This is a genomic window from Chitinophaga horti, assembly GCF_022867795.2.
GTDB classification, from domain to species: domain Bacteria; phylum Bacteroidota; class Bacteroidia; order Chitinophagales; family Chitinophagaceae; genus Chitinophaga; species Chitinophaga horti.
This window is the reverse complement of sequence record NZ_CP107006.1, coordinates 6,191,799-6,217,208: the sequence shown is the minus strand read 5'-3', so window position 1 is coordinate 6,217,208 and position 25,410 is coordinate 6,191,799. Positions and strand designations below refer to the sequence as shown.

General features: G+C 49.1%; 25 protein-coding genes and 1 tRNA gene. 17 read left to right on the top strand and 9 right to left on the bottom strand.

What is annotated here, in order from left to right; translation table 11 throughout:
- Positions 1 to 269 precede the first annotated feature (269 nt).
- Positions 270 to 1,643, top strand: a complete 1,374-nt coding sequence (locus MKQ68_RS25390; protein WP_264281500.1) for a dipeptidase — start codon at positions 270 to 272, stop codon at positions 1,641 to 1,643.
- Positions 1,644 to 1,710: 67 nt separating this feature from the next.
- Here the strand turns inward: MKQ68_RS25390 and MKQ68_RS25385 are convergent, their stop codons facing one another.
- On the bottom strand, positions 1,711 to 2,904 hold the full coding sequence (locus MKQ68_RS25385; protein ID WP_264281499.1) for a phosphoglycerate kinase: 1,194 nt from the start codon (positions 2,902 to 2,904) through the stop codon (positions 1,711 to 1,713).
- 99 nt (positions 2,905 to 3,003) lie between these two features.
- A complete protein-coding gene (gene gap, locus MKQ68_RS25380) occupies positions 3,004 to 4,020 on the bottom strand; it encodes a type I glyceraldehyde-3-phosphate dehydrogenase (protein WP_264281498.1) in 1,017 nt (338 codons plus the stop codon).
- Positions 4,021 to 4,165: 145 nt separating this feature from the next.
- Here gap and MKQ68_RS25375 point away from each other — a divergent pair.
- Positions 4,166 to 4,237: transfer RNA gene (locus MKQ68_RS25375), tRNA-Glu, on the top strand.
- A 69-nt stretch (positions 4,238 to 4,306) separates the two neighbouring features.
- On the opposite strand, the gene MKQ68_RS25370 is transcribed toward MKQ68_RS25375, so the two are convergent.
- Entirely contained in the window at positions 4,307 to 4,933 is a 627-nt protein-coding gene (locus tag MKQ68_RS25370; protein ID WP_264281497.1) for a hypothetical protein, read from the bottom strand.
- A gap of 437 nt (positions 4,934 to 5,370) precedes the next feature.
- Here MKQ68_RS25370 and MKQ68_RS25365 point away from each other — a divergent pair, with 437 nt between their 5' ends.
- The 3 genes from MKQ68_RS25365 (at position 5,371) to MKQ68_RS25355 (ending at position 8,859) form a co-directional block, all read left to right on the top strand.
- Positions 5,371 to 5,661 (top strand): hypothetical protein, encoded by a 291-nt coding sequence (locus MKQ68_RS25365; protein WP_264281496.1) that lies wholly within the window; start codon positions 5,371 to 5,373, stop codon positions 5,659 to 5,661.
- A gap of 48 nt (positions 5,662 to 5,709) precedes the next feature.
- Positions 5,710 to 6,642 carry a hypothetical protein gene (locus MKQ68_RS25360; RefSeq protein WP_264281495.1) on the top strand — a complete coding sequence of 311 codons (933 nt, stop codon included), beginning with the start codon at positions 5,710 to 5,712 and terminating at the stop codon, positions 6,640 to 6,642.
- Between the two features lie 156 nt (positions 6,643 to 6,798).
- Positions 6,799 to 8,859, top strand: a complete 2,061-nt coding sequence (locus tag MKQ68_RS25355; protein WP_264281494.1) for a tetratricopeptide repeat protein — start codon at positions 6,799 to 6,801, stop codon at positions 8,857 to 8,859.
- A gap of 123 nt (positions 8,860 to 8,982) precedes the next feature.
- Here the strand turns inward: MKQ68_RS25355 and MKQ68_RS25350 are convergent, their stop codons facing one another.
- Genes MKQ68_RS25350 through MKQ68_RS25340 form a run of 3 tightly spaced genes read right to left on the bottom strand, consistent with a single transcriptional unit; the run spans position 8,983 to position 11,366 of the window.
- Positions 8,983 to 9,192, bottom strand: a complete 210-nt coding sequence (locus tag MKQ68_RS25350; protein ID WP_244841095.1) for a hypothetical protein — start codon at positions 9,190 to 9,192, stop codon at positions 8,983 to 8,985.
- Between the two features lie 60 nt (positions 9,193 to 9,252).
- Positions 9,253 to 10,467: an alpha/beta hydrolase-fold protein gene (locus MKQ68_RS25345; RefSeq protein ID WP_264281493.1), complete on the bottom strand. Its 1,215-nt coding sequence runs from the start codon at positions 10,465 to 10,467 to the stop codon at positions 9,253 to 9,255.
- Positions 10,468 to 10,523: 56 nt separating this feature from the next.
- The gene (locus MKQ68_RS25340) at positions 10,524 to 11,366 is read right to left on the bottom strand and encodes a helix-turn-helix domain-containing protein (RefSeq protein ID WP_244841097.1); all 843 of its coding nucleotides are present in this window, start codon (positions 11,364 to 11,366) and stop codon (positions 10,524 to 10,526) included.
- 101 nt (positions 11,367 to 11,467) lie between these two features.
- On the opposite strand from MKQ68_RS25340, the gene MKQ68_RS25335 reads away from it, so the two are divergent.
- The 12 genes from MKQ68_RS25335 (at position 11,468) to MKQ68_RS25280 (ending at position 23,497) form a co-directional block, all read left to right on the top strand.
- Entirely contained in the window at positions 11,468 to 12,445 is a 978-nt protein-coding gene (locus tag MKQ68_RS25335; protein WP_264281492.1) for a helix-turn-helix transcriptional regulator, read from the top strand.
- Positions 12,446 to 12,527: 82 nt separating this feature from the next.
- Positions 12,528 to 13,457 (top strand): DUF6268 family outer membrane beta-barrel protein, encoded by a 930-nt coding sequence (locus MKQ68_RS25330; RefSeq protein WP_264281491.1) that lies wholly within the window; start codon positions 12,528 to 12,530, stop codon positions 13,455 to 13,457.
- Positions 13,458 to 13,731: 274 nt separating this feature from the next.
- On the top strand, positions 13,732 to 14,130 hold the full coding sequence (locus MKQ68_RS25325) for a hypothetical protein (RefSeq protein WP_244841100.1): 399 nt from the start codon (positions 13,732 to 13,734) through the stop codon (positions 14,128 to 14,130).
- Between the two features lie 18 nt (positions 14,131 to 14,148).
- Complete coding sequence (locus MKQ68_RS25320) at positions 14,149 to 14,580, top strand: nucleoside deaminase (RefSeq protein ID WP_264281490.1); 432 nt, start codon at positions 14,149 to 14,151, stop codon at positions 14,578 to 14,580.
- A 35-nt stretch (positions 14,581 to 14,615) separates the two neighbouring features.
- On the top strand, positions 14,616 to 14,786 hold the full coding sequence (locus tag MKQ68_RS25315) for a hypothetical protein (protein ID WP_244841102.1): 171 nt from the start codon (positions 14,616 to 14,618) through the stop codon (positions 14,784 to 14,786).
- Between the two features lie 715 nt (positions 14,787 to 15,501).
- Positions 15,502 to 16,335 carry a reverse transcriptase family protein gene (locus tag MKQ68_RS25310; protein ID WP_244841103.1) on the top strand — a complete coding sequence of 278 codons (834 nt, stop codon included), beginning with the start codon at positions 15,502 to 15,504 and terminating at the stop codon, positions 16,333 to 16,335.
- Positions 16,336 to 16,607: 272 nt separating this feature from the next.
- Positions 16,608 to 18,011 (top strand): mercuric reductase, encoded by a 1,404-nt coding sequence (locus tag MKQ68_RS25305; RefSeq protein WP_264281489.1) that lies wholly within the window; start codon positions 16,608 to 16,610, stop codon positions 18,009 to 18,011.
- On the top strand, positions 18,008 to 18,733 hold the full coding sequence (locus tag MKQ68_RS25300) for an ABC transporter ATP-binding protein (protein ID WP_264281488.1): 726 nt from the start codon (positions 18,008 to 18,010) through the stop codon (positions 18,731 to 18,733). Before MKQ68_RS25305 ends, MKQ68_RS25300 begins: the two co-directional genes overlap by 4 nt.
- A 7-nt stretch (positions 18,734 to 18,740) precedes the next feature.
- Positions 18,741 to 20,306, top strand: a complete 1,566-nt coding sequence (locus MKQ68_RS25295; protein ID WP_264281487.1) for an ABC transporter permease/substrate-binding protein — start codon at positions 18,741 to 18,743, stop codon at positions 20,304 to 20,306.
- Positions 20,303 to 21,451, top strand: a complete 1,149-nt coding sequence (gene egtB, locus MKQ68_RS25290; protein WP_264281486.1) for an ergothioneine biosynthesis protein EgtB — start codon at positions 20,303 to 20,305, stop codon at positions 21,449 to 21,451. The genes MKQ68_RS25295 and egtB overlap by 4 nt, the downstream gene beginning before the upstream one ends.
- 15 nt (positions 21,452 to 21,466) lie before the next feature.
- Entirely contained in the window at positions 21,467 to 22,453 is a 987-nt protein-coding gene (egtD, locus tag MKQ68_RS25285) for an L-histidine N(alpha)-methyltransferase (protein WP_264281485.1), read from the top strand.
- 45 nt (positions 22,454 to 22,498) lie between these two features.
- Positions 22,499 to 23,497, top strand: a complete 999-nt coding sequence (locus MKQ68_RS25280; protein WP_264281484.1) for a 2-hydroxyacid dehydrogenase — start codon at positions 22,499 to 22,501, stop codon at positions 23,495 to 23,497.
- Here MKQ68_RS25280 and MKQ68_RS25275 read toward each other — a convergent pair.
- Genes MKQ68_RS25275 through MKQ68_RS25265 form a run of 3 tightly spaced genes read right to left on the bottom strand, consistent with a single transcriptional unit; the run spans position 23,489 to position 25,394 of the window.
- A complete protein-coding gene (locus MKQ68_RS25275) occupies positions 23,489 to 24,076 on the bottom strand; it encodes an alpha-ketoglutarate-dependent dioxygenase AlkB family protein (protein WP_244841108.1) in 588 nt (195 codons plus the stop codon). The genes MKQ68_RS25280 and MKQ68_RS25275 overlap by 9 nt on opposite strands.
- The gene (locus tag MKQ68_RS25270; protein WP_244841109.1) at positions 24,063 to 24,485 is read right to left on the bottom strand and encodes a VOC family protein; all 423 of its coding nucleotides are present in this window, start codon (positions 24,483 to 24,485) and stop codon (positions 24,063 to 24,065) included. Before MKQ68_RS25270 ends, MKQ68_RS25275 begins: the two co-directional genes overlap by 14 nt.
- A 30-nt stretch (positions 24,486 to 24,515) precedes the next feature.
- Positions 24,516 to 25,394 carry an ROK family protein gene (locus tag MKQ68_RS25265; RefSeq protein WP_244841110.1) on the bottom strand — a complete coding sequence of 293 codons (879 nt, stop codon included), beginning with the start codon at positions 25,392 to 25,394 and terminating at the stop codon, positions 24,516 to 24,518.
- Positions 25,395 to 25,410 lie beyond the last annotated feature (16 nt).

Below are 25,410 nucleotides of genomic sequence, written 5' to 3'. Positions count from 1 at the left end.
TATGGCAAAGTATAGATCTGATGGTTCAGTGATGGTTGGGTGACGGTTGGGTATAGGCACCGTAGCGTCTGATGACGAGGCGTGTCAGCAAGGCGCCGGCATCGTTAATGACGTACACCCGGGGGAGCTGAGTAGAGAAAATGCCGTACAAGTGAGTGACACAACGGGGGCTGGGGAGGATTACGGGGGTTAAGTGCCCCCTTTTGTGGTTGCTTTCTGCAAATTCCTTTAAATTGCAGCCATTGTAAACGTCAATAACCATCATACACATGCAAGTTTGGAAAGATTACCAGGCTAAAAACAAAGACAGGTTCCTGGAAGAGCTGCTGTCGCTGCTGCGCATACCTTCTGTGAGCGCGGACTCCAGGCATAACGAAGACACCAAACGTTGCGCCGAGGCGGTGAAAGAGCGCCTGATCGAAGCGGGTGCAGAGAAAGTGGAAGTGTGCCCTACGGCCGGCCATCCTATTGTATATGGCGAAAAAATCATAGACGCTAACCTGCCTACGGTACTGGTGTACGGTCACTACGACGTGCAACCGCCCGATCCGCTGGAGCTGTGGCACAGTGGCCCGTTTGAGCCGGTAATTAAAGACGGTAAAATTTATGCGCGCGGCTCGGCTGACGATAAAGGCCAATTTTATATGCACGTGAAGGCGGTAGAAACAATGATCGCTACCAACACGCTGCCCTGCAACGTTAAATTCATGATAGAAGGTGAGGAAGAAGTGGGCTCTGCTAACCTCGGCATCTTCATCAAAGAAAATAAAGAGCGCCTGAAAGCCGACGTAGTCCTCATTTCAGACACGGCGATGATCAGCCTCGAAAACCCATCCATCGATACGGGGCTGCGTGGCCTGTCGTACATGGAGGTAGAAGTTACCGGTCCTAACCGCGACTTGCACAGCGGCGTTTACGGCGGTGCCGTAGCTAACCCGGCTACGATCCTCTGCCAGATGATCGCCAGCCTGCACGACAAAGACAATCACATTACCATCCCCGGCTTCTATGACGATGTGGTAGACCTGAGCGATGCGGAACGCAAAGCGCTGAACTCCGCTCCTTTCGATCTTAAAGAATACATCACCGACCTGGAGATTGCGGATGTTTGGGGTGAAAAAGGCTACAGTGTATTCGAGCGCACCGGCACTCGTCCGACGCTGGAAGTAAACGGCATCTGGGGTGGTTACACCGGCGAAGGTGCTAAGACGGTGTTACCTTCTAAGGCTTACGCAAAGATTTCTATGCGCCTGGTACCTAACCAGGATAACCATAAGATTTCCGACCTGTTCAAAGCGCATTTCGAAAAGATTGCGCCGAACAATGTGAAGGTGAAAGTGACGCCTCACCATGGCGGTAACCCGTACGTGACGCCTACCGACCACGTAGCGTTCAAAGCGGCGAACAAAGCTTACGCGGCTACTTTCGGTAAAGAGCCGATTCCTGTACGTGGCGGTGGTAGTATTCCTATCGTAGCGCTGTTCGAAAAAGAACTGGGCTTGAAAACGGTGCTGATGGGCTTCGGGCTGGATAGTGACAACCTGCACTCTCCCAACGAGAAGTTTGACCTGGCGAACTTTTATAAGGGTATTGAAACGATCCCTTACTTCCACCAGTATTTTACGGAGATGAGTAAGAAGTAGTGACTTCTGCGAAATAGAAAAGCGGTACTCTTTGGGGAGTACCGCTTTTTTTATTTAGTGCGAAGACTTACTTCACCGCTGCGATACCAGGCAATGTTTTGCCTTCGAAGTATTCGAGCATAGCACCACCACCGGTGGATACGTAGCTTACTTTTTCTGCCAGGCCGAATTGGTTTACGGCTGCCACAGAGTCACCACCGCCTACGAGGGAGAACGCGCCGCCGGCAGTTGCCTTCACGATCGCATCAGCTACGGCTTTAGTACCGCCCTGGAATTTCTCCATTTCGAATACGCCCATCGGGCCGTTCCAGAGAATGGTTTTAGAGTTAGCGATCGTTTCGCTGAACAGTTTTACCGATTCAGGTCCTACGTCGAGGCCCATCCAGCCGGAAGGGATGTTGTCGTTGGAAACTGTTTGTGTGTTAGCGTCGGCAGCGAACTTATCGGCCGCTACGGAATCCGTAGGCAGCAGCAGTTGTACGCCTTTCGCTTTTGCCTTGGCCAGCAGTTCGAGTGCCAGGTCCAGCTTATCATTTTCCACGAGGGAATTACCAATTTCTTTACCCTGAGCTTTCAGGAAAGTGTAAGCCATACCGCCACCGATGATGATATTGTTGGCTTTCTCCATCAGGTTTTCGATGATGAGGATCTTATCACTCACCTTTGCGCCACCCAGGATGGCCGTGAACGGAGATTCTGCACCGTGCAGTACTTTTTCAGCGTTGTTTACTTCAGCTTCCATGAGCAGGCCGAAGAAACGTTTGTCGGCAGGGAAGAACTCCGCGATAACCGCTGTAGAAGCGTGTGCGCGGTGTGCGGTACCGAAGGCGTCGTTTACGTATACGTCGCCCAGTTTAGCGAGTTGTTCTGCAAATGCTTTATCGCCTTTTTCTTCCTGTTTGTGGAAGCGCAGGTTTTCGAGCAGCAGCACTTCGCCGGCTTGCACGTTAGCAGCAGCTTTCTCCGCTACTTCGCCTACACAATCTTCGGCGAACTTAACGGTAGCGCCTTCCAGCAGTTTTACCAGGTGGTTTACCAGGTGTTTGAGGGAGTATTTATCGGTAGGACCATCTTTTGGCCTGCCGAGGTGCGACATGAGGATCACCGATCCGCCGTCGGCCAGTATCTTTTTAATCGTGGGCACCGCCGCTTTCATGCGGGTATCGTCGGTGATCTCGAATTTATCGTTGAGGGGAACGTTGAAGTCAACGCGGATGAGGGCTTTTTTACCGCTGAAATTGAAGCTGGAAAACTTGCTCATATTGCCTGGGTTTTAAGAAAGGTTAGTAAAAAGGAGAAGGGAGAAAAAGATAAAGGCGTGAAAACACCTTTACCTCTTCTCCCTTCTATGACAATAAAATTATTTGCTGATGAGGCCAGCGAAATGTTTCACGGTGCGAACGAGCTGAGAAACATAGCTCATTTCGTTATCGTACCAGGAAACAGTTTTCACCATTTGTACATCACCCTGGGTGATTACTTTCGTTTGGGTAGCATCGAACAGGGAACCGAAGCGGGTACCGATGATGTCGGTGCTTACGATTTCGTCTGTAGTGTAACCGAAAGATTCGTTAGAAGCAGCTTTCATGGCTTCGTTGATTTCTTCTGCAGTTACTTTTTTGCTGAGGATGGTAGTCAGTTCTGTGAGGGAGCCGGTGATCGTCGGAACACGCTGCGCGTTACCGTCCAGTTTACCTTTCAGGCTAGGCAGTACCAGGCCGATCGCTTTAGCAGCGCCGGTGCTGTTAGGTACGATGTTAGCGGCAGCAGCACGTGCACGGCGCAGGTCACCTTTAGGGTGCGGAGCATCCAGGGTGTTCTGGTCGTTGGTGTAAGCGTGGATGGTAGTCATCAGACCGGTAACGATACCGTATTTGTCTTCCAGTACTTTCGCCATTGGAGCGAGACAGTTAGTGGTGCAGGATGCGCAGGAGATAACTGTTTCAGAACCGTCGAGGATGTCGTGGTTAACGTTGAAAACAACCGTTTTCAGGTCGCCGGTAGCCGGAGCGGAGATTACCACACGTTTAGCGCCAGCAGTGATGTGAGCTTCTGCTTTGTCTTTGTCAGTAAAGAAGCCTGTGCACTCGATTACTACATCGATATTGTGCTCTTTCCAGGGAATCTGGGCAGGATCTTTCTGTGCGTATATTTTTACTTCTTCGCCGTTAACGGAGATAGAGTTGTCGGTGCTAGTAACTTCTGTTTCAAATCTACCCTGAGCTGAGTCGTATTTCAGGAGATGCGCCAATACCTTCGGGCTGGTAAGGTCGTTGATAGCTACCACGTCGATACCAGGCATGTTGTAAATCTGACGGTATACGAGGCGACCGATGCGACCGAATCCATTTATACCGATTTTGAGAGTAGTTCCCATTTTACACTAAAGATTTGAAGATGAAAAAAATTGAGAAGCAAATTTACAAGGTGTGCGGGTATAAATCAATATAAATTTGGGTTAAGAAATTTATTTTGGAAATATAAAAAGAGGGATTACCTTTGCAATCCCAAATACGAAATACGCCGCGTTGGTCAAGGGGTTAAGACGCCTCCCTTTCACGGAGGAATCACGGGTTCGAATCCCGTACGCGGTACGAAAAGGATTACATCCTCAAAATTCTAGGGTTGTTCTGTAAGGAGCAACCCTTTTTCTTTTCTGACAATTATTCCGACCAGGATAACTTTTCCCTAACGGCTTCTTCTACTATCTGGCAATAGTCATTGAATAACAGGCTATCCAACTCCAGTTCCAGGTCTTCCAGAATGATTGGAAGTCTAGTTAAAAACTCGTTATAGTCTTTCTTAAGTTTGGCATTGCCTGGAACTGTGATCCTCTTTGACGAAGTTTTTAGCCAATCACGAACCTTTTCCAAGACAACGACAGGATCGTTTTTGTGGGCCTTCGTATCTATTCCGTTTAAATCGGAAATATACTGCTGATATAGGTACTTTGTCTTTTCAAAAACAAGTCCGAATTTGACTTTATCTGATTTGGAACCAAAGTATTTCGCAGCGTAAAACAGGCCAGCCTCAAACGGCATATTAAACCTGGGCAAATTGTTCCCATTCACCTCAGTACGCGATAAATCATGAATTCCATACCTGCTTCCCCTGATACACCTTATGATTTTGTCAAGCCTGTTATCCGTACCATCATCTTCGCTCAATGCTGCTACCGGGAAAAAACCACACCGATAAATGGAATAGATCATTGCGTGCAGCAAGGGCCTGTAGTCATCGTCAAAAGGACAATTGATAAATACCTTATCATTGTAGGCTGGGGCTAACATAAAATGTAACAGCTATATTGTTGAGGAGGTTTTAGTTTTTGATACAACTATAGATGGTTGCTCACTCTTTTTAAAGCCAGATTTAATGGCAGGCTTTGAGGCGAACGCCGCAGATACCGCAGCTCTGACTTTTGAGCGCGACACTGTAGTTTTTCTTTTTGCTGACTTTAGTACGATATTGCTCATAGTCAAATCTAAGATTTTTCTGGCACTCAACAATTCAAAACCGAAATAAAATAAAACACCCGTTAAGTGTTTTAACAAGCCACAATCCCTTTATAATTCGGCCTTTACTCGGCCAATAGGAACCGCTAAATTATTAGCTATCACCTGCCCCCTACCAGTTTCAACCACATTTCACAAAAATCCTCTTTTCAGGGGAGAAACCCCACAAACACTGTCGTGTAATTTCGTTCAGAACAAAACGACAACACCCCATGAAAACGAGCCTTCTGATACTGACCGTGTTGCTGATCACAGGTACCGCCGAGGCGCAGTTCCTCAAAAAACTAAAAAGTAAAGTGACGTCGACGGTGGAAAGGAAAATAAATAACACGATTGACAGAACCATCAGCAAGACGACCGACAAAGTTGTTGACAGCACTTCACATAAAATTGAACGGATGGCGACGGATATAGGAAAAAACAAGAAACGCCGGAACCAGTCCGCTCCCGAACCTGAAGCGCCCCTGGCAGCTGACAGCACGATCCGGACAGAGCCTGAATAGCACATACATTCTTTATATCAATCCCAAATTCTTCCAAAAATGAAAATCATGATTTTAGTTGCATTTGCAGTGCTGTCGATGTTTACGGCCTGCAAAAAAGAAGAAAACGAACCGACAGACGGACCTCACAATCCGCCGGTTACATTCAAATACGACGTCACCAACTTCAATGATGGCTGGACCAGTACCATAAAGCCCGACTGGGTACAGGTCACTAAAGGTGACATGAAAGTATTGCTGCATTACCCCAAAGAAGGCACCGTTTTTCCGGCAGATCCGGATGTGCTGGTGGCAGCAGCCTGGAATATACTGGTGGCTCCACGCTACAGCAATATCAGGAATTATAAGTCAGACTATATTTCCGATTTTGAAAGGCCGGAGTTTGGCATGGCAACCGTTACTGAAAATGCTACGGGTAAATCTGTTTTCGTAGTGCTGTACAGGAAAGCCGCCGGGTGGATAGAATGCGTGTCGCCGGATAAACAAGCCTTTATCAATGAGTTTGGCTTTGACCCGGAAGCCGTGCCGAATGATTATGCGGCGGTCTCCATTTCAAACAAAGTACAAAACATGCTAGGCTATAACCGCTTCGCAGTGGCAGCTACCGACATTAATAATACCGGCAAATGGTCCGACCAGTATAGCAGCAACACCTTCTATTACAGTTATTATACCGGGTCGCTTGTTGGTTCGAGCACTTATACTTCCGCACAGTTTTTTGTGTTTGGCAAAAATCAATCGTACTACTGGGAATTAAGTGCAGCCAACAGCAGCGGTGGACAAACCACCTTTGTTCAGGCAAAAAGTAACGGCAATTTCAAATCCATCAATGAATGGCAGATTCAGTGTTCCGATATCGAAGGCAGGCCCAAAACTTTTGACGTCTATTTCTCGGCCTTGAAAAACGGGAGAGCGTTATTTATGAACGATGCCCAATCGCCGGGCAGTGGTGTTTTTACCGGTTTTGTATATGGCAAATAACGAGACGAAATCACCTTAACCTGATACGATCATGAAAAATTGCAGCAAAGTTAAATCCCTACTGGTTGTCGTCATTTTATTACTGCCTGCGTTACTACTGGCTCAAAAAAACCAGCTAAAGAAAAGGCACCCACTCAAAAAGAATTGGAAGCTGCCATGAAAGACGCACAGGGTATGATGAATGAAATGATGAAGGATATGGACCCTGAAGACAAAAAGATGATGGATAGCCTGGGCATTAAAATGCCGGATATGAAAAGTGCAGGCAAAAACCTTGCAGGTGTTTCAGACAAAAAGCTGGCTGAGGCCTGGGAGGATGAAAACCGTATTGCTCCTAAAAAGGATGCGTCCCGGATTGCGTCCATTGCAAAAGGGGTAACTGCGGCCCGTATCCCGGCGTATGTAAAAGCGATACAAACACAACTTGGTACTACTTTAGACGCGAATACCGTAACGCAGGGCGATAAAGTGTATCAGAAAATAAAAGCGAAAGCAAAAAATGGTAACGATGCAGCAGCAATGTCCAGTGCATTCTGGGCAAGCGGCCATCAGGAACTAACCGTTTATCTGCTGGGTAAAGTATGTGCCGATTACCCGACACAATACCACGCGCTGAACAACTACGCGGCCGTTCTTACCATGCTTAATGGAGAGCATTTAGCCATCCCGATCTTAGAGTATCTTAATACCAGCTTCCGAAGAAACACGACGGTGATGAACAACCTTGGGCAGGCCTGGTTTGGCCTTGGCGACTTAACCAGAGCACAAAACTACCTGGACAGCGTTACCGATGTATATACACATCACCCGCAGGCGACGTTAACACAGGCAGCCATTGAGGAAAGCAAAGGCAACACCAAAAAGGCAGCCGAACTTGTAAAAAAGTCTATCAAACATGCTTATACAAAGGAAAAAGAGGAAAAGCTGGCAAAGTTGTCAGAAAAGATCGGCAGCATCAACCTGAGAGTGCCTTTCAAACCAAGTTCTGACCCCCTGGGGTTAGGCAATACCAGGCGCCCCGATTACCCGAACAGCATCGCAGAAATAAATGCATTGTTGCCAATGTGGGAACAGTTTAATGATGGAGTGGAGAAGGCGATCTCCAAAACGGAAAAGGAGATCGCGGAAGAAACAGCATTGTACGCAAAAACTATTTCTGCAACAGCCGGTAAAGCCATGGCGGCGATTCAGCAAACCATCCAGACTGGTGAGGCCACGCCGGTGAATATAGAGCCGTTGTACGCCCGGAAGGCCGGCTTGCAGGTAAAGCAATTAGAAAGACACTATGCGGAAAAGATGAAAAAGCTGACTGAAAGCTATATGAAACTGCAGTCCGACCTTACTGAGATCAGGAAAAACCGGAAATTTCCTTCGGAGTATGAACCCTGCTCTGTTCACAGAGATGCCATTAACGACATGCTGAAAAAGCTGAATATGCGTAAGAAAGAATATGATGAAGAGGCGCTCACCGTTTTTAAACATTATGCAAACGACTTTGCGTACTGGGCGCAGTATACTACTTTAGATATCCACTCTTTCAGAGTAATTGAGCTGCAATTTAAATTGTTCTGGCTGCAAAAAAACAAGGAGCTGCAGCCTTTGGATATGCAGACTTACAAAAACGCATACGCGAGCTGTGAGGAGAAGGCAGAAGGCCAGCCGGGCAAGCTGTCGGAGTTTGATGATGTGGCCTGTAATTACAAGGCGGAAATCGACTTAGGCTTTGTAACCTACAAAATTAACTGCAGCCACAGCAGTGCCACCATCGAATTTAACGACAACGCTATTACATTCAAACAATTGGGCAACAAATATACTGGCAGCACCGTAAAAATAAACTCGGGCACCAGTGCTAAAGGAAGACTTGGTCCTTTGGAAATTAAAGGCGCAATTGGCAGCGACTTCACCTATGAACTGGATGAAAACAACGAGCTGAAAGACTGGAAGGGAACTGCGAATGCGAGTGTTGAAGGCTCGGTTGGTGTTGACGAGGAACCGATTAGCGGCGAACTTACGGTAAAACAGGAGTTTGAGCTGGAGATGAGTAAGAAAGCCGGTATAGGTGATTTTACGGCTACATCCTCCGCTACAGTAAAAGCAGGTATCGGTAACCAGGAACTGGAAGCTGGGATACAAAAAACAGTAAGCATTATCAGCGGCCACGGCACTGTATCCGGCACGGGCATCGCCAAAGGGATTATCATCAGGCAATGGTAAAAACCCGATCAACTGGTATTATGAATGGCTGGTAAAGCAGTGATCCTTCGGACGTCCGCCCCCTTGTGCGGTATGAGAAAAGACGATCAGCGCTGATCGTCTTTTCTCATATCCCCAGGTTATTTACTCTGTTTCGTGTTGCACCGTATCCTTCTCGATCGTTGGCCCTGGTGTCATGCTGCTATCCGGCTTGTTATGGATGAGCGAGGAATCGCTTTCCCGGGTACTGATCTCTGATGAGTCGGGCACACCGGGCGTATTCTGCGAGTTCTGATGACAGGCGCCTAAGGTAATGAAGGCGGATGCGATAGCGATGCGTGTAAGACTTTTCATGATAGTAACATTTGTTATTGTGAATACAAACATCAAACCGGAATTAATTTTACTGCTCAGTTACAGCGCGCTGAGGCGACGTTCAAAGCCGCGCTTCAGGGAATTATGCGTGGCCGTATCCAGCAAGTCCCGCTGCCGTTCCACCAGCTGCAACCCTTGCTGATACGCCGCTTTTGCTGCGGTTGGCTGCTTATCCCGCTGCAGCAATTCCCCTTGCGTATCGAACGCATTAGCGTCTTGTGGATATAAAGCAACTGCCCAGGCAGCCACCCGTATGGCTTCTGCGATCTTGCCGGAGTTAGCAAGGTTGTAGGCGATATGGTTGATATCTTCGGCAGTTGGGAGGCGTAGTCCGGTTTTTTCAGACTGTTGCGCATAAAACTGCTTCAGCTTTTCCAGGAACTGCGGATCATCCTTTGCATAGAAGCCTTCCACGGTTTCATCGATCACAAGTTGCCTGTTTAACTCCATTAAACCGCGCGGGATGCCCATCAGCGGGGTAAGCCCATGATCTGTGTCGGGGAGGTATTCAACTTTACTATGAAAACCCGGCTTTCTATTCTTCGCCAGAAAAGCACGCAGTTTTTCATTTGCAGGAAAGAAGCGGCTTTCCAACTTTCCTTCCTGCGAATACATCACGTACAGCATTTTCCTGTTAAGCGAAAGCGTTGACCAGCGGTGCTTCCACGCCTTTAGCAGCTGCTCCTCATCATAATATAAATTAGGGCTGATAGCGATTACCGCATTAAATAGTTGCGGCGCATGCATCAGGCTATAAATGGCAAATGTTGCACCGAGCGAATGGCCGATGGCCACATTGTAATGGTTGGTGCGGAAGCGTTTGTTCACCTCGGGTATCACTTCTTTTTGGAGAAATGCCAGCAGCGTATCGGCACCGCCAAGCTTCACTTTCGGAAAGTAATCCCTATAGGGTTGCTGGGTATGATTTTCGGGCAGAAATTCATACTGACGGTTTTTTGTTTTGATGCCAACGATGATATAGGGGGATATGAAGGTTGATGAAAACGTTGACAGATAGTTGCCCACCGCCATTAAGGTGTTAGTAAATGTGCTGTTCTGAGCATCGAACAAATAGACAACCTTGTAGGTGCGTCCCGGCGCGGATTCGTAACCTTGAGGCAGCAGCACAGTTATGTCCCGTTGATCATGAAAGTATTTGGAATCGATACGGATCGTTTCGGCAGGTTTAAATTGCGCAGTGGCCGACAGCGATAGGAGCAGGCATATCGCGGTAAGTAGTTTTACGAGCGTCATCTTCAATATTTTGCGCTACAAAAGAAGGCGATTTGCGCTACGCGAAATTGTACTTTTCAGCCAATAAACTCGAAAATCACATTATTATCCGCCAACTTATCTACCGACTTAAACAGCGCCTTCGGCGACTTACCAGACAACTTATTACACATCCTGATAAAATAAGGCTGGTCGTAATAATGACTATCGTAGCCAATATCTGTAAGCCGCTTGAACTTATCGTGCACGACCTTACCTTCCAGCGACTGCCGGAATCGGGCAATTTTCCGGTAGGCTACCGGCGACAACCCAATGTGTAAGTGAAACAACCGGTTCAGGCTGCGCTCCGAGATATTGACCATTCGCGCAATTTCCGGGACAGGCATTTCTTGTGAAAAGTCGCATAAACGATCGATAACTTGCTGCAACAGTGCGCTTTTATCGAACGGGTGGTACACCCCCAGGAGGAAGTCTTCCAGCAGTTTAACGCGCTGCCGGTTATCTGTTACCGCATAGAACTTATCAAGACAGGCGGTGTAGTCGTTGCCATCCCAGGCGGTAAATACATTGGCATGACCACTCACCGCTTCCGGCAGATTTTTACTGATGAAGTGGTTGATACCCACGGCGGTGAAGGCGATCGTCACTTTATCGATACTACCGTTCCAGGTTACGTACAATGGCGTTTCGCGTAAACCGTTTGAAATGGTAACAACCTTCGTTTCCGGGGTGGCGGATACCGTTGCGCGGTCGCCTGCTATGCGACAGTCAACGTTTTTATGGATATTAACCGGAATAGTCGTATTTGGGAAGGAAAGATAGTTACTGAGATGATCTGGTTGCTGTACCCGTACGAAGTAATAGTAGCGGATGTATTTCCGGAGCAACGGGTGAATTGGATAATGGGCTTCAAATATCATTGCGGTGGAATATTCCACAGTAATGTACTAAAAACCGGCCTGCTACGGAGCTGTTGCCTGTCTTTTTTGTACATTTAACCTGGCAAACGGCCGCCGCCAACATGAAAGTCATCATTTCCAACAAACACAACGACGTACTATCCAGCACCGACATGCCGGCCATAGCGCCGTTTGCCGGTCCCGACTATAATGAGATCAGCTACACCTCCAACGAGCCTTACTGGAAAAGCCAGGCGAGTGAGATTCGTTATGGTGGCACCCACATCGCCACGCATGATGTAAATATCCTGGAACCGGTGCAGGTGCGAACCGTTGATGCCCCCACAACGGTGAGTTTGTTCTTCGTGGAGAAGGGTGCCATCACTACGAAGGCACGTCAGACCTGGGAAATTTCCGCCATGCAGCACAACCTGCTGTTCAGCGCCTACGCGACTGATCTTACCCTGTTCGAGAAACAGCAGGCGTTGCGTTTGTCGATCATCAGTTTTACACCGGAACGTTTCCTCGCCATGTCGAATGGTGGTGGCAGATTCATGGAGACCATTGCCAACAGCATTGTATCCGGTAAAAACTTCTCCCTTTCAGAAAAACACAACTTTCGCCTGAGCCTGCGGATGCTGGAGATATTGAAGGGATTCAGGAGTACGCCGTACCAGGCATCTGCCAAGTCACTACTGATGGAATCGCGGGTACTGGAGTTGCTGGCGCTGCAGTGTGAGCAGTTTGAGCAGGACGAGCGGCCTGCGGAGACATTACGCCTTTCTACCAACGACATTAAAAAACTGCATGCCGTGCGCGACATGCTGCTCACCGATATTGCCTACACCCCTTCCCTGGCCGAACTGTCGAAGCTGAACGGACTGAATGAGTTTAAACTGAAGGCAGGTTTTAAACAGCTGTTCCAGCAAACAGTATTCTCCTTCTTACGCGACGCCCGTATGGAGCATGCATTGAAAGAACTGAAGAAAGACGATAAAAGCCTGACCGAAATCGCCTATGAATGCGGCTTCGCCACCCTCTCCCACTTCAGTGACGTATTCAAGAAAAAATATGGGGTAGCGCCTAAGAAGATGCGTTAACTCCGTTATTCGAAAGTAATAATCCTTTTCCCGATAATTTGCCCGACGGCGACATCTCATTTTTGTGGTCTAAATGACCAACATGAGATTACACCGTTTTTTGTACACCGTCGCCTTGCTACTTTGCGCCGCCGGTACCCATGCGCAGCTGCGTGATGTTACCGCGTCTTATTACTTTCACCCAGACTCCAAATACCTGCCCCCGCTGGACAGTGCAGATCAAAAGGGCAGCACGCAGCACAATGAATTTAACCTGAACATGAACATGACCCTCCGCCAGCGGATAGACACTACTACCGGCAAGGTAAGTATGCTCAGCGCCAGTGTGTGGGGGCGATATTCTGTACTTCGCAGCTCCGGTTTCAACAAAGCGATACTCCCCACCTCGCTGCTCGCCTCCAACCTGGGACTGCAATACTATGCCACGATCAGCCAGCGATGGTCGTATGCGGCGTTCCTGTCCGGCGGCTTGAACACCGGGTTTAAGGAGATCGACTTTAATGACATTTTCCTGAGTGGAGGCGTCATCTTCATTCGCCAGTTCTCTCCTAAATTTCGTTTAGGGATGGGTGTATTAGTGCACAATACCTTCGGTACACCGCTCGTATGGCCTGCCATCACGGCCGACTGGCGCTTCGGCAACAAGTTTAAGCTCGACATCCGCGTGCCGGACGAGGGCCCGGGCATTGCTTACAAGATCGGCATCGCCTACCAGCTTAATCCACGTTGGCAGGCCGAGTTTGCCTTTAAGCCGCATGTCCTTACTTACGACGTAAAACAAACGGCAGCAATCGACAATAGGTTGATGAGCTTCTGGCAATTGCCATTCGGGCTGAACCTGCATACGAAGCGTGGGCCGGTGGAGTTCTTTGGAGGAGCAGGGTTTACGGCGTTGCGGAGATTCGGGTATGGGGAGAAGAAGTTGTCGAAGATGTTCGCGAAGTACCCGTACTATGGGCTGGGGGCCAACTTATTTGTGAATGCTGGAGTGAAAGTGAATTTGCAACGATAACTTCCGCCATATCCCGGGGCGTTTTGTTGTGCATGCCGATGGCGAACTTGCAGTCCTATCCTGATTAACGGTCGGAGGCGACATATTGGATGCCGCTGAAAGAATTACTGGACCCACAGGGTAAAACCGTGCTGGGCGGACTGCAATACGAGTTTCAGATGGTTTCCGGATGCAATACTGCCCGGGCCGCATGCCGCAAACGCCCCCTTCTTTGTCGCAGACGTACCGCCCAAGGCTCAGGCAAACCAGGTAAATTCGTTGAAAACCTGATACTATGTTTGTTCATCATCTGGACCAGGACATCACCGTTTTCTACAGAGACGTACCGTCATTCCCCGCTGGCATTAAAGAGGCCTTCGACGAATTGTATGAAAAGTTTGAGGGCCGTAATTACTACGGACTGTCACACATGGACGTTGATGGCCGCGTTATTTACAAAGCAGCCGCAGAAGGCACCCTGCAGGAGGCCGCGCAATATGGCTATGGCACCACGAGCATTCCGAAGGGCGACTGGCTCACAGAAAAAGTGACAGACTGGATGTCGAAGACAGACAGCATCAAAGACGTATTCGGACAGCTGATGAACGACCCTCGTTTTGACCCCGCTTATGAATGCGTAGAATGGTATGTGAGTGACGATGAGATGTGGTGTATGGTACGTTGCTCCGCCTAACATTCCGTACATTGCAGTATGCACGAACAATACATGCAACGCTGCCTGGAACTGGCGCGCCTCGCCAAACAGCAAGGCGAAAGCCCGGTAGGATCGATCGTTGTAAAAGACGGCCTGATCATCGGGGAAGGTGTGGAGAGCAGCAAAGCCCACCTGGACATTACCTGGCACGCAGAGATCGTGGCGCTACGGGCGGCCATACAGCAGCTGGGCAGGCAGGATTTATCCGGCAGCATCTTATATACCACCCACGAGCCCTGCATCATGTGTTCTTATATGGTCAGGCATACCAAAGTGAGCACCGTGGTGATGGGGTTAGAGACCGGTGCGCTGGGCGGCGTTAGTTCTGAGATGCCGTTGTTGACGGCGGAAGGTATGGGTAATTGGGTGGCGCCGCCGGAGGTTGTTAGCGGTGTGTTGCGGGAGGAGTGTGAGGGGTTGCATGGATAAAAAAAGGGAATTGATAAACTTATGAACTTCATAATATGGACGAAAAGCTATTAAAAGAAGCTGAAGAGCTTCGCAAACAAGCGAAAAGTACTGGCAAAGCGAACATAAAGTATAAACTTGTTTCAGGTAATGACCAGCCCTTAGCCAAGGTTATTAAAACCCAGGCGCAGGCAGATGCGTTTATGAAGTTGCTCAAGAGCCTTTAAGCCGAGTTGTTACCACACCCTCCAGGGTGTTGCGTTATGTCACGGGCAATTGTCCTATTGAAACATCAAGTCGAGGGCGTTCGATGATCCTGACAATTACTCTACGCAAGTGATTGAAGAATTGATAAGAGAACAATTTTGGAGGGCGGAAACGCCTTCTTTTTTTTTGCGAAGACACCCTATCAATCTTTCCTGAAGATTGCATCACCCCCACAGCCTCCATAGATATCCACATCAAGTGAATAAGTTAAACAAACATTATAAACATACAAAACGTTGTGATAATAGTTCTTTGGTTTAAACATTCAAGCAACTGAAACACCTGAGGGTGTGCTCGAAAGAGCCATTTGCGCCGCCCTGCGGGTCGCGGCGCCGTAAAGTTAAGAGAACAAAAAAAGCCAGGACACACTGTTGTCTATATGGATGTGGTATCTAACCTGCGGAGATACTAAAAAAATCTCATGTAAAGTATGAGAAATTCAATCCACAGGCATCAATCAAAGAACGGACATCGACTATCGCTAACGAGTATTTCCATGTTAGCTCGAAAACTAGCTAAGACCAAAACGATCTGTCCAACTAGACAGAAAACTTTGTTCAAGGCGAAGCTAGGGGTCAAAACGCTACTATTCAGATGGACCCTGAGCGTTACATGGGTAAGAAAGAGAGGTAGTTAGTCCTGGCTTTTCTTAATGTAAAAAATGCTGCTCACATCATGATCAAATCAGAAAAGCGACTCTTACAGTTCTTGAGCACTACTTCAGGCCAAGTCAAAAAATTGGTGACGGATATCGACTCGGAATACCGTCATAAAACCGTCGACAAAACTAAGTACGGTGTTCCTCAGCGCGACAAGAATGGCAAAATCAGGAAGCGGGAATTGGACATAACACACTCAGAGCTAAAACGGATTCAGGAGCAGATCAACTTCTTATTACAGAAAATTCCATCCCCCGATTACAGTTTCGGATCAGTAAAGGGTAGAAATAATATTTTAAATGCGTACCAGCACTTCTCAAATAAATACTTTTTAACTATAGATTTTAAGAACTTCTTTCGAAACATCAATAACCGACAAGTTTATAGTATGCTAATAAGCGAGAACTTTTCGCCCGATGTAGCAAGAACACTAACCAGACTAGTCACCTATAAGGGGTTTCTACCACAAGGACCTCCATCATCGCCTATTGTAGCTAATATGGTCTTTAATCGAACCGGAAGGATTTTAGCGAAATTAGCACTGGAGCATCACCTGACTTTCACGGCATACATGGACGATTTAGTTTTCTCAAGTAAGGTCGATTTCAAAGATTTGATTCCTATTATTCTGAAAACAATCAGAGATGCTGAATTTAGACCGCATCCAAAGAAAATCAGCTATTCAAAAAGTTGCCCCGAAGTAACAGGGGTCCGACTAACAGAACATGGACTTTATCCTCCCGCATCATTACGAACAAAAGCCTTTACACATTTCCCACTGAGACACTATGTAAATTCATTTAGACCGTTCCGAAACATGACGAAATACCAAGCAACACCGGTCACCTAACCTTTATCTACACATCTTATATACAAGCCTGCCAATACGCAGGCCTTTTTCGTTTATGCTGATATTCGCAACCCCGCCGAAGTGAGTGACACAACGGCGGCTGACCAGGGAGATCACGTTTGCGCACTAACCCTTACCTTTAACTCCGTAAGTTGAACCTTTTACTCATTCCATTGTTACCCGCAGATATACAATAAAATCCACTTTACAGACATTGCTGCTTGCTGGATGGGCGCGAACTTTACGCGTTGAGCCCATTAACGGCATAAAGTATGCAGGAAACCTCTGGTATGAAGAAATATGACGCGATCATCATAGGCGCCGGTCAGGCCGGGGTGCCGCTGGCCAAAAAGCTGGCGAAAGCCGGTAAACGGACGGCGATTATTGAAAAACGCTGGCTCGGCGGCACTTGTGTAAACGATGGCTGCACGCCCAGCAAAACCATGATCGGCGACGCCCGGCTGGCATACGTTGCCCGTCAGGCAGAACGTATCGGTCTTCGGACGGAAGGCGTGGTCGATATTAATACGATCATCGACCGCAAAACAGGGATTGTGGAAAATGCCCGTAACGGTATTTACAAATCGATGCGCGAAATTCCCAACCTGGACCTCATGATGGGCACCGCTACCTTTACGGGACCGAAAGAATTGCGCGTGGATTATGTGAGCGGTAACATGGAATTTCTGTCAGCCGACCTGGTTTTTATCAACACCGGGGCGCGGGCGGTGATACCGGAAATTGAAGGGATCAACGAAGTGGGTTGCCTTACATCCACGTCTATCATGGAGTTGCGGGAAATACCGGAACACCTGGTGATTGTGGGCGGCGGATATATTGCACTGGAATTTGCACAATTATTCTGCCGTTTAGGCAGTAAGGTAACGATCCTGGAAAAAGGGCCGCGCATCTTAAGTAAAGAGGATGAAGACGTTGCAACCGAAGTGGGCACGATATTAGCGGAAGAGGGCGCCGGAGTCATTACGAATGTGCAGGTAGAAAAAGTGGCGCGAATACCGGGCGGGCAGACTGTAATCTCTATTCATACCGATGGAGGCCAGCAGCAAATCTCTTGTTCACATTGGCTCATTGCCGCCGGACGCGTCCCCAATACAGATGAACTGAACCTCGCCAAGGCGGGGGTCAAAACGAATGAAAAAGGGTATATCATTACCGACGAACGACTGCAAACTACCGCGCAGGACGTTTATGCGCTGGGCGATGTAAATGGTGGCCCGGCTTTTACGCACGTTGCTTACAACGATCATTTAATTGTACTCAAAAACATATTGGAAGAAGCTAACCTGAGCGCGCATAACCGCATCGTTCCGTACTGTATGTTTACCGATCCCGAATTGGGACGGGTGGGCATGACGGAACAGGAGGCGCGGGAAAAGGGCTTCCAGGTAAAAGTGGCGAAACTGAAAATGGCTAATTCTGCCCGTGGTGTGGAAAGCGGGGAAACACGCGGTTTTATGAAAGCGGTGGTAGATGAATACAGCGGGCAGATATTAGGGGCATCGATACTGGCGGCCCATGGCGGCGAAATTGTATCGGTACTGCAAATGGCGATGATGGGCAGCATTCCTTACGAATCTATCCGGAATATGATGTTCGCACATCCTACATTTTCTGAATCGCTGAATAACCTCTTTATGACACTCGACAAATCATGATTACAGCCTCGCATCTCGTTAAACGTTTTGATAACACGGTGGCCGTGAACGATGTGTCGTTTACGGTAAACGAGGGGGAAAACCTGGTATTACTGGGTACGAGTGGCTGCGGCAAAACCACTACCCTGCGGATGCTCAACCGGCTAACGGAGCCTGATGCGGGTAAGATCACGATCAATGGAAAGGATGTAACGGCACTGCAACCGGATATTCTGAGAAGAGGTATTGGTTATGTGATGCAGCACAACGGATTGTTTCCGCACTATACGGTGGAGGAAAATATTGCGATCGTGCCGCAGTTGCTGCAGTGGGACAAGAAAAGAATTAAAGAACGGGTGAAGGAATTACTGGGAAAATTGAACCTGTCGTACGAGCAACATGCGCATTTATTTCCGCAGGCATTGAGTGGCGGACAGCAGCAACGGGTGGGCCTGGCCCGCGCGTTAGCGGCAGATCCGCCGGTATTATTGATGGATGAGCCTTTTGGGGCACTCGATCCGATTAACCGGCAAAAGATCCGGAAGGACTTTGCGGAGCTGGAAGAACTTAAAAAGAAAACGATCCTGATGGTGACGCACGACGTACGCGAAGCTTTTGAGCTGGCAGATCGTGTGTGCCTGATGGACCAGGGACAGATCGTGCAACTGGGAACGCCGGCGGAACTGCGCGAGCAGCCTGCCAATGAATTTGTAAGCGCTTTTGTGAAAGGTCAATACGTATAATATGCCCATGGAAGGCTTTTGGGATTTCCTGGTATCGCAACAGGATAAATTACTTCGCCAGACGGTGTCGCACATCCAGCTCACGATCGTATCGGTGCTGGCGGCGATCGCTATTGGCGTGCCTTTGGGCATCCTGATCGCGCGGCGTAAGCGACTTGCAGGGCCGATCCTGGGGGTGGCGGGTGTGATGCAGACGATTCCAAGTATTGCCTTACTGGGTTTCATGATCCCGCTGCTCGGCATTGGTGCTGCGCCGGCCATTACTGCACTGTTCCTGTATGCGTTGCTGCCGATCATCCGTAACACGTATACCGGCATCACCGGTGTAGATGCCACGGTGAAAGAGGCGGCGCGGGCGATGGGCATGAGTAAAAAGCAGGTATTATATAAAGTAGAACTGCCACTTGCCATGCCGGTGATGATTGCCGGTATTCGCACGGCTACGGTGATTAACGTAGGGGTAGCCACGCTGGCTGCTTACATTGCCGCGGGCGGATTAGGTGAGTTTATCTTTGGTGGCATCGCGCTGAATAATACGAATATGATATTGGCAGGCGCTATACCGGCCGCGCTGCTCGCCCTTTGCTTCGACTTTATTTTATCGCGGGTGCAAAAGGCCAACTGGCGTAAGTATAAATTGAAACTGGGGTTTGCAGGGCTGTTGCTGACGACCTTTGCAGGCTATTCGATGTTGCCGGCAGTGAACACGAAACTGCTGGCTGGTTTCACGCCGGAGTTTATGGGCCGTATGGATGGTGATTTGGGACTGAAGAAATACTACGGCCTGCAAATTCCCACGGTGGTGATCAGCGACGCCGTGATGTACCAGGCCATGTACGAAGGCAAACTGGATGTGGTGAGCGGATACAGTACAGACGGTCGCATCCGGGCATTCGATCTTACGATTTTGGAGGATGATAAACATATCTTTCCACCTTACTACTGCGCGCCTTTAGTCAGAAACACCACATTACAGCAATTCCCGGAGCTGGCGGATGCGCTGGCCTTACTGAATGGCCGCATCAACGATTCGGTGATGACGTACCTGAATTACCAGGCCGACTACCTGCATCACACGCCGGAACAGGTGGCATCGGACTTCCTGCGCGGGCAGGGATTATTAAAAGCATCCCGCCATGGCAAAAAAGGCGTGATACGCATAGGCTCTAAAATATTTACCGAACAATATATTCTCTGCGAAATGTACCGCCTGCTGATCGAAGGCAATACGGAACTGTCGGTGGCGTCTAAAACTGGTCTCGGTGGCACCAAAATTTGTTTCGATGCATTGATGAACGACCAGATCGACTTTTACCCGGAATATACCGGAACAGGCCTGCTCGTCATCCTGCAACCACCGGAAACCACCACGGCAGCGCTCATGCGTGATAAAGACAGCACGTACGCTTATGTGAAACAGCAATTCAACACACAGTACCAGTTACAATGGCTGCCACCCATCGGCTTTAACAATGCCTATGCGCTGATGATGCGGAAAGAAACGGCGGCCACATTGCGGATCAGCAGTATATCGGACCTCACGAATTACCTCACCCAAAAAAGGAACTCATGACATTGAAAGAAAAATACGCCACCACGCGGCAACGTACGGAAAGGATATGTGCCCCGCTGCATACGGAGGATTACGTGGTACAGCCGGTTGCGGATGTGAGTCCGCCCAAGTGGCACCTGGGGCATACGACTTGGTTCTTTGAAACACTGATACTGAAGCCTTACTTAAAAGGCTACATGGAATACGATGCGAACTTCAATTTCGTGTTTAACAGTTACTACGAAAGTTTGGGTGTACGTGTCGTACGCACGCAGCGTGGTAACCTGAGCCGCCCGACCGTAAACGAGATCTATAAATACCGCGTATATGTAGATGAGGCCATGCAGTTGCTGCTGGAACAGCCGCTCACGCCGGAACTGGAAACGCTCATCGTACTGGGATGCAATCACGAAGAGCAGCACCAGGAGTTATTGTGGACGGACATCAAGTATATACTGGGCCACAACCCGCTGCTGCCGCCTTATGAGGAGAGTCAGCCCAGCGCCTGGGCCACGCCACCGGCACCATCGTTCACACACATCAAGGCAGGCCAGTACCAGATTGGTTATACGGGCGATGGATTTTGTTATGATAATGAATTGAACCCGCATACCGTTTATCTGCAGGAAGCCGAGATCGCCAATCAACTGGTAACGAACCGCGAGTACCTGGAGTTCATCAACATCGGCGGCTACAAACAATTCCAGCACTGGCATTCCGAGGGTTGGGACTGGGTACAAAACAATGACATAAAGGCTCCGCTCTACTGGCTGCAAGTGGATGGGCAGTGGCAGCATTACACCCTGCACGGCCTCAAACGGCTGGAACTCGATGAGCCCGTAGCGCACGTCAGCTACTACGAAGCTGCTGCCTTCGCCGCCTGGAAAGGTTACCGCCTGCCCACGGAGTTCGAATGGGAAGCAGCTTCCGGGCAATTTGAATGGGGACAGCGTTGGGAATGGACGGAAAGCGCCTACCTGCCTTACCCCGGTTTTCAACGTGTACCCGGCCCCGTGGGAGAATACAATGGTAAATTTATGGTGAACCAGAAAGTGCTGCGCGGCGCATCTGCCTTTACCCCACCCGGTCACAGTCGCGCTACATACCGAAACTTTTTTCACGCACATGTACGCTGGCAGCTTACGGGCATCCGGCTGGCACGCTAAACAAATTGTTGCATTATGAAAACACTTGCTTTACTACAACAGCCGCCTGTTATCCGCAAAACCCCTGGTCAGTTTTATACCGATGTACTTAAAGGACTGAGCGCCGATAACAAGTACCTCGACTCCAAATATTTTTACGATGCGGCCGGCGACAAGCTGTTCCAGGACATTATGCGATGCCCCGAGTATTATCTCACGGGCTGTGAGTTGGAAATACTGGAACAACAAAGCCGCGACATCGCACTCACGCTTTGTGCGCTGTGCTCTACTTTCGACGTGGTGGAACTTGGTGCAGGGGACGCGAGTAAGACGAGCATCCTGCTGAAACAGATACTGGACATGGGACTGGATTATACTTACTTTCCCATCGATATATCCGGTAGCATGATCGGCTACCTGGAAAAAACATTGCCACGGCAACTGCCCGGCTTAAAGGTGCACGGCCTGAACGGTGAATATATCGAGATGCTGAAAGCCAGTGCCTCACTCACCGCTAAAAAACGCGCCGTGTTGTTCATGGGCGCCAGCATTGGCAATGTACCGCCGCAGGAAGCAGCGGTGTTTTTAAAGAAGATACGGGAGCAATTACGCCCGGGCGACATCCTCATCACCGGCTTCGATCTGAAGAAAGATCCTGCTACGATACTGGCCGCGTACAATGATGCTGCGGGTATTACCCGTGAGTTCAACCTGAACCTGCTACGCCGCATCAACCGTGAGTTAGGAGCAAATTTCGATACGACGAAGTTCGAGCACTACCCTATTTACGACCCCGGTACAGGTAGCTGTAAAAGTTACCTGATCAGCACCCAAGAGCAGGAAGTGCATCTCGAAGATGCCTGCATTCACTTTGCGAAGGACGAAGCGATCTATATGGAGATATCGCAGAAATACAGTCTGGCCGACATCGACCGCCTGGCGCGGGAAGCCGGCTTCCGGAGCGTGCGGCAGTTTACTGACAGGCGCGACTGGTTTGTGGATGCGATGTGGCAAAGTTGCTGATGAAGGTCATTGTAGAAGTAGTCGATTATTTATTATTTTGATACTATGAAGATCACTTTCTTTTCCACCCAGCCCTACGACAAAACATTTTTCGACGAACACAATCACGCTTACGGCTACACCCTGGAATACCAGGACACACAGCTGAACAGGCAAACCGTTTCACTTGCGGAAGGCAGTGAAGCCGTTTGCGTGTTCGTGAACGACAAAGTTGATGAACCAGTGATTGCCGCATTGGCAGCGGGTGGCACAAAGATCATCGCCCTTCGCTGTGCCGGCTTTAATAACGTTGACCTGGAAGCCGCTAAGAAGCATGGCCTCCGCGTTTGCCGCGTACCCGCCTACTCCCCGGAAGCTGTGGCTGAACATGCACTGGCGATGATACTCACGCTGAACCGTAAAACACACAAGGCGTATAACCGGGTGCGTGAACAAAACTTTTCGCTGAATGGGTTACTCGGCTTCGACATCCATGGTAAAACGGTGGGTGTTGTGGGTACGGGCAACATTGGTAAGGCATTTGCCCGCCTGCTGCATGGCTTTAATTGTAAAGTGATTGCTTATGATATTGTGGCAGATGAATCGCTCGTAAGATCGGGCGTACAGTATGCCCCGTTGGAAACGCTGCTGGCGCAGTCGGACATCATTTCTCTCCACTGCCCGCTGAACGATCAAACCCGGCATCTTATCAATAAAAAAACACTGGAAGGTGTGAAGAAAGGCGTGATGCTGATCAATACCAGCCGTGGCGGACTTGTTTGTACCCAGGATGTGATCGACGCACTGAAGTCCGGCACGATCGGCTATTTGGGCATCGATGTGTATGAGCAGGAGGAAAAGTTGTTTTTCCGCGACCTGTCGGCCAACATCATACAGGACGATATGATCCAGCGGTTGATGAGTTTTCCGAATGTACTCGTAACGGCGCACCAGGCCTTCTTTACCCACGAAGCGCTGGTGCAGATTGCGGAGACGACGCTGGGTAACATCAAAAGTATAACCGAGACAGGTGAGGCCGTGAATAAGGCAGCATCCTTAGTATAAAATCTTCCTGAAAGTAATATTGATACGCCCTTCCTGCACCTTCGTGGTTTTGGGGAGGGCGTGTTCCCAATGGTGTTGGGTAGTGCCCGCCATCAATAACAGGCTGCCATGCGTGAGTTCCAGCGACACGACAGGTGCCTTCTTTTCATAATGACGCAGCTTAAAAGTGCGGGCAGCGCCAAAACTGACAGAAGCGATAACCGGGTTAATGCCGAGTTGCTTTTCGTTATCGCGATGCCAGCCCATACTATCCTGCCCGTTCCGGTAGTAATTCAGCAGGGCGCTGGAAAACACTTGCTGTGCTGCGCTTTCCACTTTTGTTTTAATGGTAGTTAACACCTCGTTCCAGGCCCGAGGCTGCATCGTGATGCCGGAATAAGTATAACTTTTATCCGCATCGCCGTACCAGGCGGTGAGGCGAGGCTGCATTACTTCTTTGCCGAACATTTTGATAGGCTCCTGCTTCCAGGCGGTTTCCTGCTGCAGGCGGCGGAAAAAGGTATCGCTTTCCGCCGCTGTAAAAAGCTGCGGGAACAGGTAAGCTTCGCCGTCGAATGGTAGTAAGTTATTTTCCGTCATTACCTGTATTCACCATCCAGCGGATGCCGTATTTATCTGTAAAATTGCCGTGGTAGTCGCCCCAGAACTGTTTCTTGAAAGGGATGTGTACATCGCCTCCGGCCGACAATCCGTCGAATACTTGCTTGCCTTCTTCGGCGGTTTCGTAAGCGATGGAAAGCGCCACGTCACCGCTGGTGCCTTTGGCGGTTTTGCCGGGCATTACATCACTGGCAAAAATGGTAATACCATCAGCATAAAACCGTGCGTGCAAGATTTTATTACGATAGGCTTCCGGTGCATTCATAGCGGGATTGTCATAACGAGTCACGATTTCCACTTTGCCGCCGAAAACATCTTTATAGAATGCCAGCGCCTCTTCGCAAGTACCATTGAAGCTGATGTAGGGAATGATTTGCTGAGTGGCCATAAAAAATAATTTAAGACAAGTTACTAAACACTACGCGTATTGCCAGCAGCAGGCACCGCCGATAAGCGCGGCAGCTTCGCCCAGGGCAGCAATGCGCACTTCTACCCCGTCGAACAATTCACCAACTTCTTTACGCAGGTCTGCTTCGAAGATAGGCCAGGCATTTGCGATATTGCCGCCGATCACCAGCACTTGGGGTTGATCCAGTTTGATGAAATGACGCAGGAATACGCCCAGGTGTACGCTAAACTCCCGGAACACCTGTGCTGCAATCGGATCGGTGGGCACGGCTTCTGCAATAGCGCGAACATCTTTAGCCGGCTGGCCGCTTAATTCCTGGTATCTTCTCAGGAAGAAACGGATGGCGGTATAATCTTCTGCCATCCCATCCAGGTAAGGTGTTACACTCAATTCCGCATCCGTAGTGATGCCTTTGTGACTGCGCGCAGAACCAATGCCCGTACCCAACGTAATACCAATCGCCGGATCGAAACCCCGTGCAGCGCCGCCCAGCACTTCGCCTTCCAGGAAGGCTTCTGCATCATTTCGCATTAAAACATGGGAAGACGGGATGCCGGCACTTTCGGCCAGCATGTTGCGCACATTGAGCCTGAACAAAGCCTCGTACTTATGAAACTGTTTATCGATCAGGCTGATGCCGTTGGCGTAATCAAAAGGCCCGGGCATGGCGATGCCAATACGTGTAGGACCGGTGCCGGCCTTTTCCCATACGGAATTAATGGCCTCCGACCAGTTGTGTATGATGTCTCGAGCGGGCGCGTGACTGTCTACCCGCAGCCGCACTACAGTGTTATCATCCAAAGTGAAAGCTTTGATATTGACGAGCCCCGCAGTAATATGCGAGCCGCCGATGTCGATGCCTAAAACGTGTTGATCGGTTGTTTGCATCTCCCAATATACGGGA

Coding starts and splice junctions, on each gene's coding strand:
- MKQ68_RS25390 (WP_264281500.1), top strand. CDS start 270: ATGCAAGTTTGGAAAGATTACCAGGCTAAAAACAAAGACAGGTTCCTG.
- MKQ68_RS25385 (WP_264281499.1), bottom strand. CDS start 2,904: ATGAGCAAGTTTTCCAGCTTCAATTTCAGCGGTAAAAAAGCCCTCATC.
- gap (WP_264281498.1), bottom strand. CDS start 4,020: ATGGGAACTACTCTCAAAATCGGTATAAATGGATTCGGTCGCATCGGT.
- MKQ68_RS25370 (WP_264281497.1), bottom strand. CDS start 4,933: ATGTTAGCCCCAGCCTACAATGATAAGGTATTTATCAATTGTCCTTTT.
- MKQ68_RS25365 (WP_264281496.1), top strand. CDS start 5,371: ATGAAAACGAGCCTTCTGATACTGACCGTGTTGCTGATCACAGGTACC.
- MKQ68_RS25360 (WP_264281495.1), top strand. CDS start 5,710: ATGATTTTAGTTGCATTTGCAGTGCTGTCGATGTTTACGGCCTGCAAA.
- MKQ68_RS25355 (WP_264281494.1), top strand. CDS start 6,799: ATGAAAGACGCACAGGGTATGATGAATGAAATGATGAAGGATATGGAC.
- MKQ68_RS25350 (WP_244841095.1), bottom strand. CDS start 9,192: ATGAAAAGTCTTACACGCATCGCTATCGCATCCGCCTTCATTACCTTA.
- MKQ68_RS25345 (WP_264281493.1), bottom strand. CDS start 10,467: ATGACGCTCGTAAAACTACTTACCGCGATATGCCTGCTCCTATCGCTG.
- MKQ68_RS25340 (WP_244841097.1), bottom strand. CDS start 11,366: ATGATATTTGAAGCCCATTATCCAATTCACCCGTTGCTCCGGAAATAC.
- MKQ68_RS25335 (WP_264281492.1), top strand. CDS start 11,468: ATGAAAGTCATCATTTCCAACAAACACAACGACGTACTATCCAGCACC.
- MKQ68_RS25330 (WP_264281491.1), top strand. CDS start 12,528: ATGAGATTACACCGTTTTTTGTACACCGTCGCCTTGCTACTTTGCGCC.
- MKQ68_RS25325 (WP_244841100.1), top strand. CDS start 13,732: ATGTTTGTTCATCATCTGGACCAGGACATCACCGTTTTCTACAGAGAC.
- MKQ68_RS25320 (WP_264281490.1), top strand. CDS start 14,149: ATGCACGAACAATACATGCAACGCTGCCTGGAACTGGCGCGCCTCGCC.
- MKQ68_RS25315 (WP_244841102.1), top strand. CDS start 14,616: ATGGACGAAAAGCTATTAAAAGAAGCTGAAGAGCTTCGCAAACAAGCG.
- MKQ68_RS25310 (WP_244841103.1), top strand. CDS start 15,502: ATGATCAAATCAGAAAAGCGACTCTTACAGTTCTTGAGCACTACTTCA.
- MKQ68_RS25305 (WP_264281489.1), top strand. CDS start 16,608: ATGCAGGAAACCTCTGGTATGAAGAAATATGACGCGATCATCATAGGC.
- MKQ68_RS25300 (WP_264281488.1), top strand. CDS start 18,008: ATGATTACAGCCTCGCATCTCGTTAAACGTTTTGATAACACGGTGGCC.
- MKQ68_RS25295 (WP_264281487.1), top strand. CDS start 18,741: ATGGAAGGCTTTTGGGATTTCCTGGTATCGCAACAGGATAAATTACTT.
- egtB (WP_264281486.1), top strand. CDS start 20,303: ATGACATTGAAAGAAAAATACGCCACCACGCGGCAACGTACGGAAAGG.
- egtD (WP_264281485.1), top strand. CDS start 21,467: ATGAAAACACTTGCTTTACTACAACAGCCGCCTGTTATCCGCAAAACC.
- MKQ68_RS25280 (WP_264281484.1), top strand. CDS start 22,499: ATGAAGATCACTTTCTTTTCCACCCAGCCCTACGACAAAACATTTTTC.
- MKQ68_RS25275 (WP_244841108.1), bottom strand. CDS start 24,076: ATGACGGAAAATAACTTACTACCATTCGACGGCGAAGCTTACCTGTTC.
- MKQ68_RS25270 (WP_244841109.1), bottom strand. CDS start 24,485: ATGGCCACTCAGCAAATCATTCCCTACATCAGCTTCAATGGTACTTGC.
- MKQ68_RS25265 (WP_244841110.1), bottom strand. CDS start 25,394: ATGCAAACAACCGATCAACACGTTTTAGGCATCGACATCGGCGGCTCG.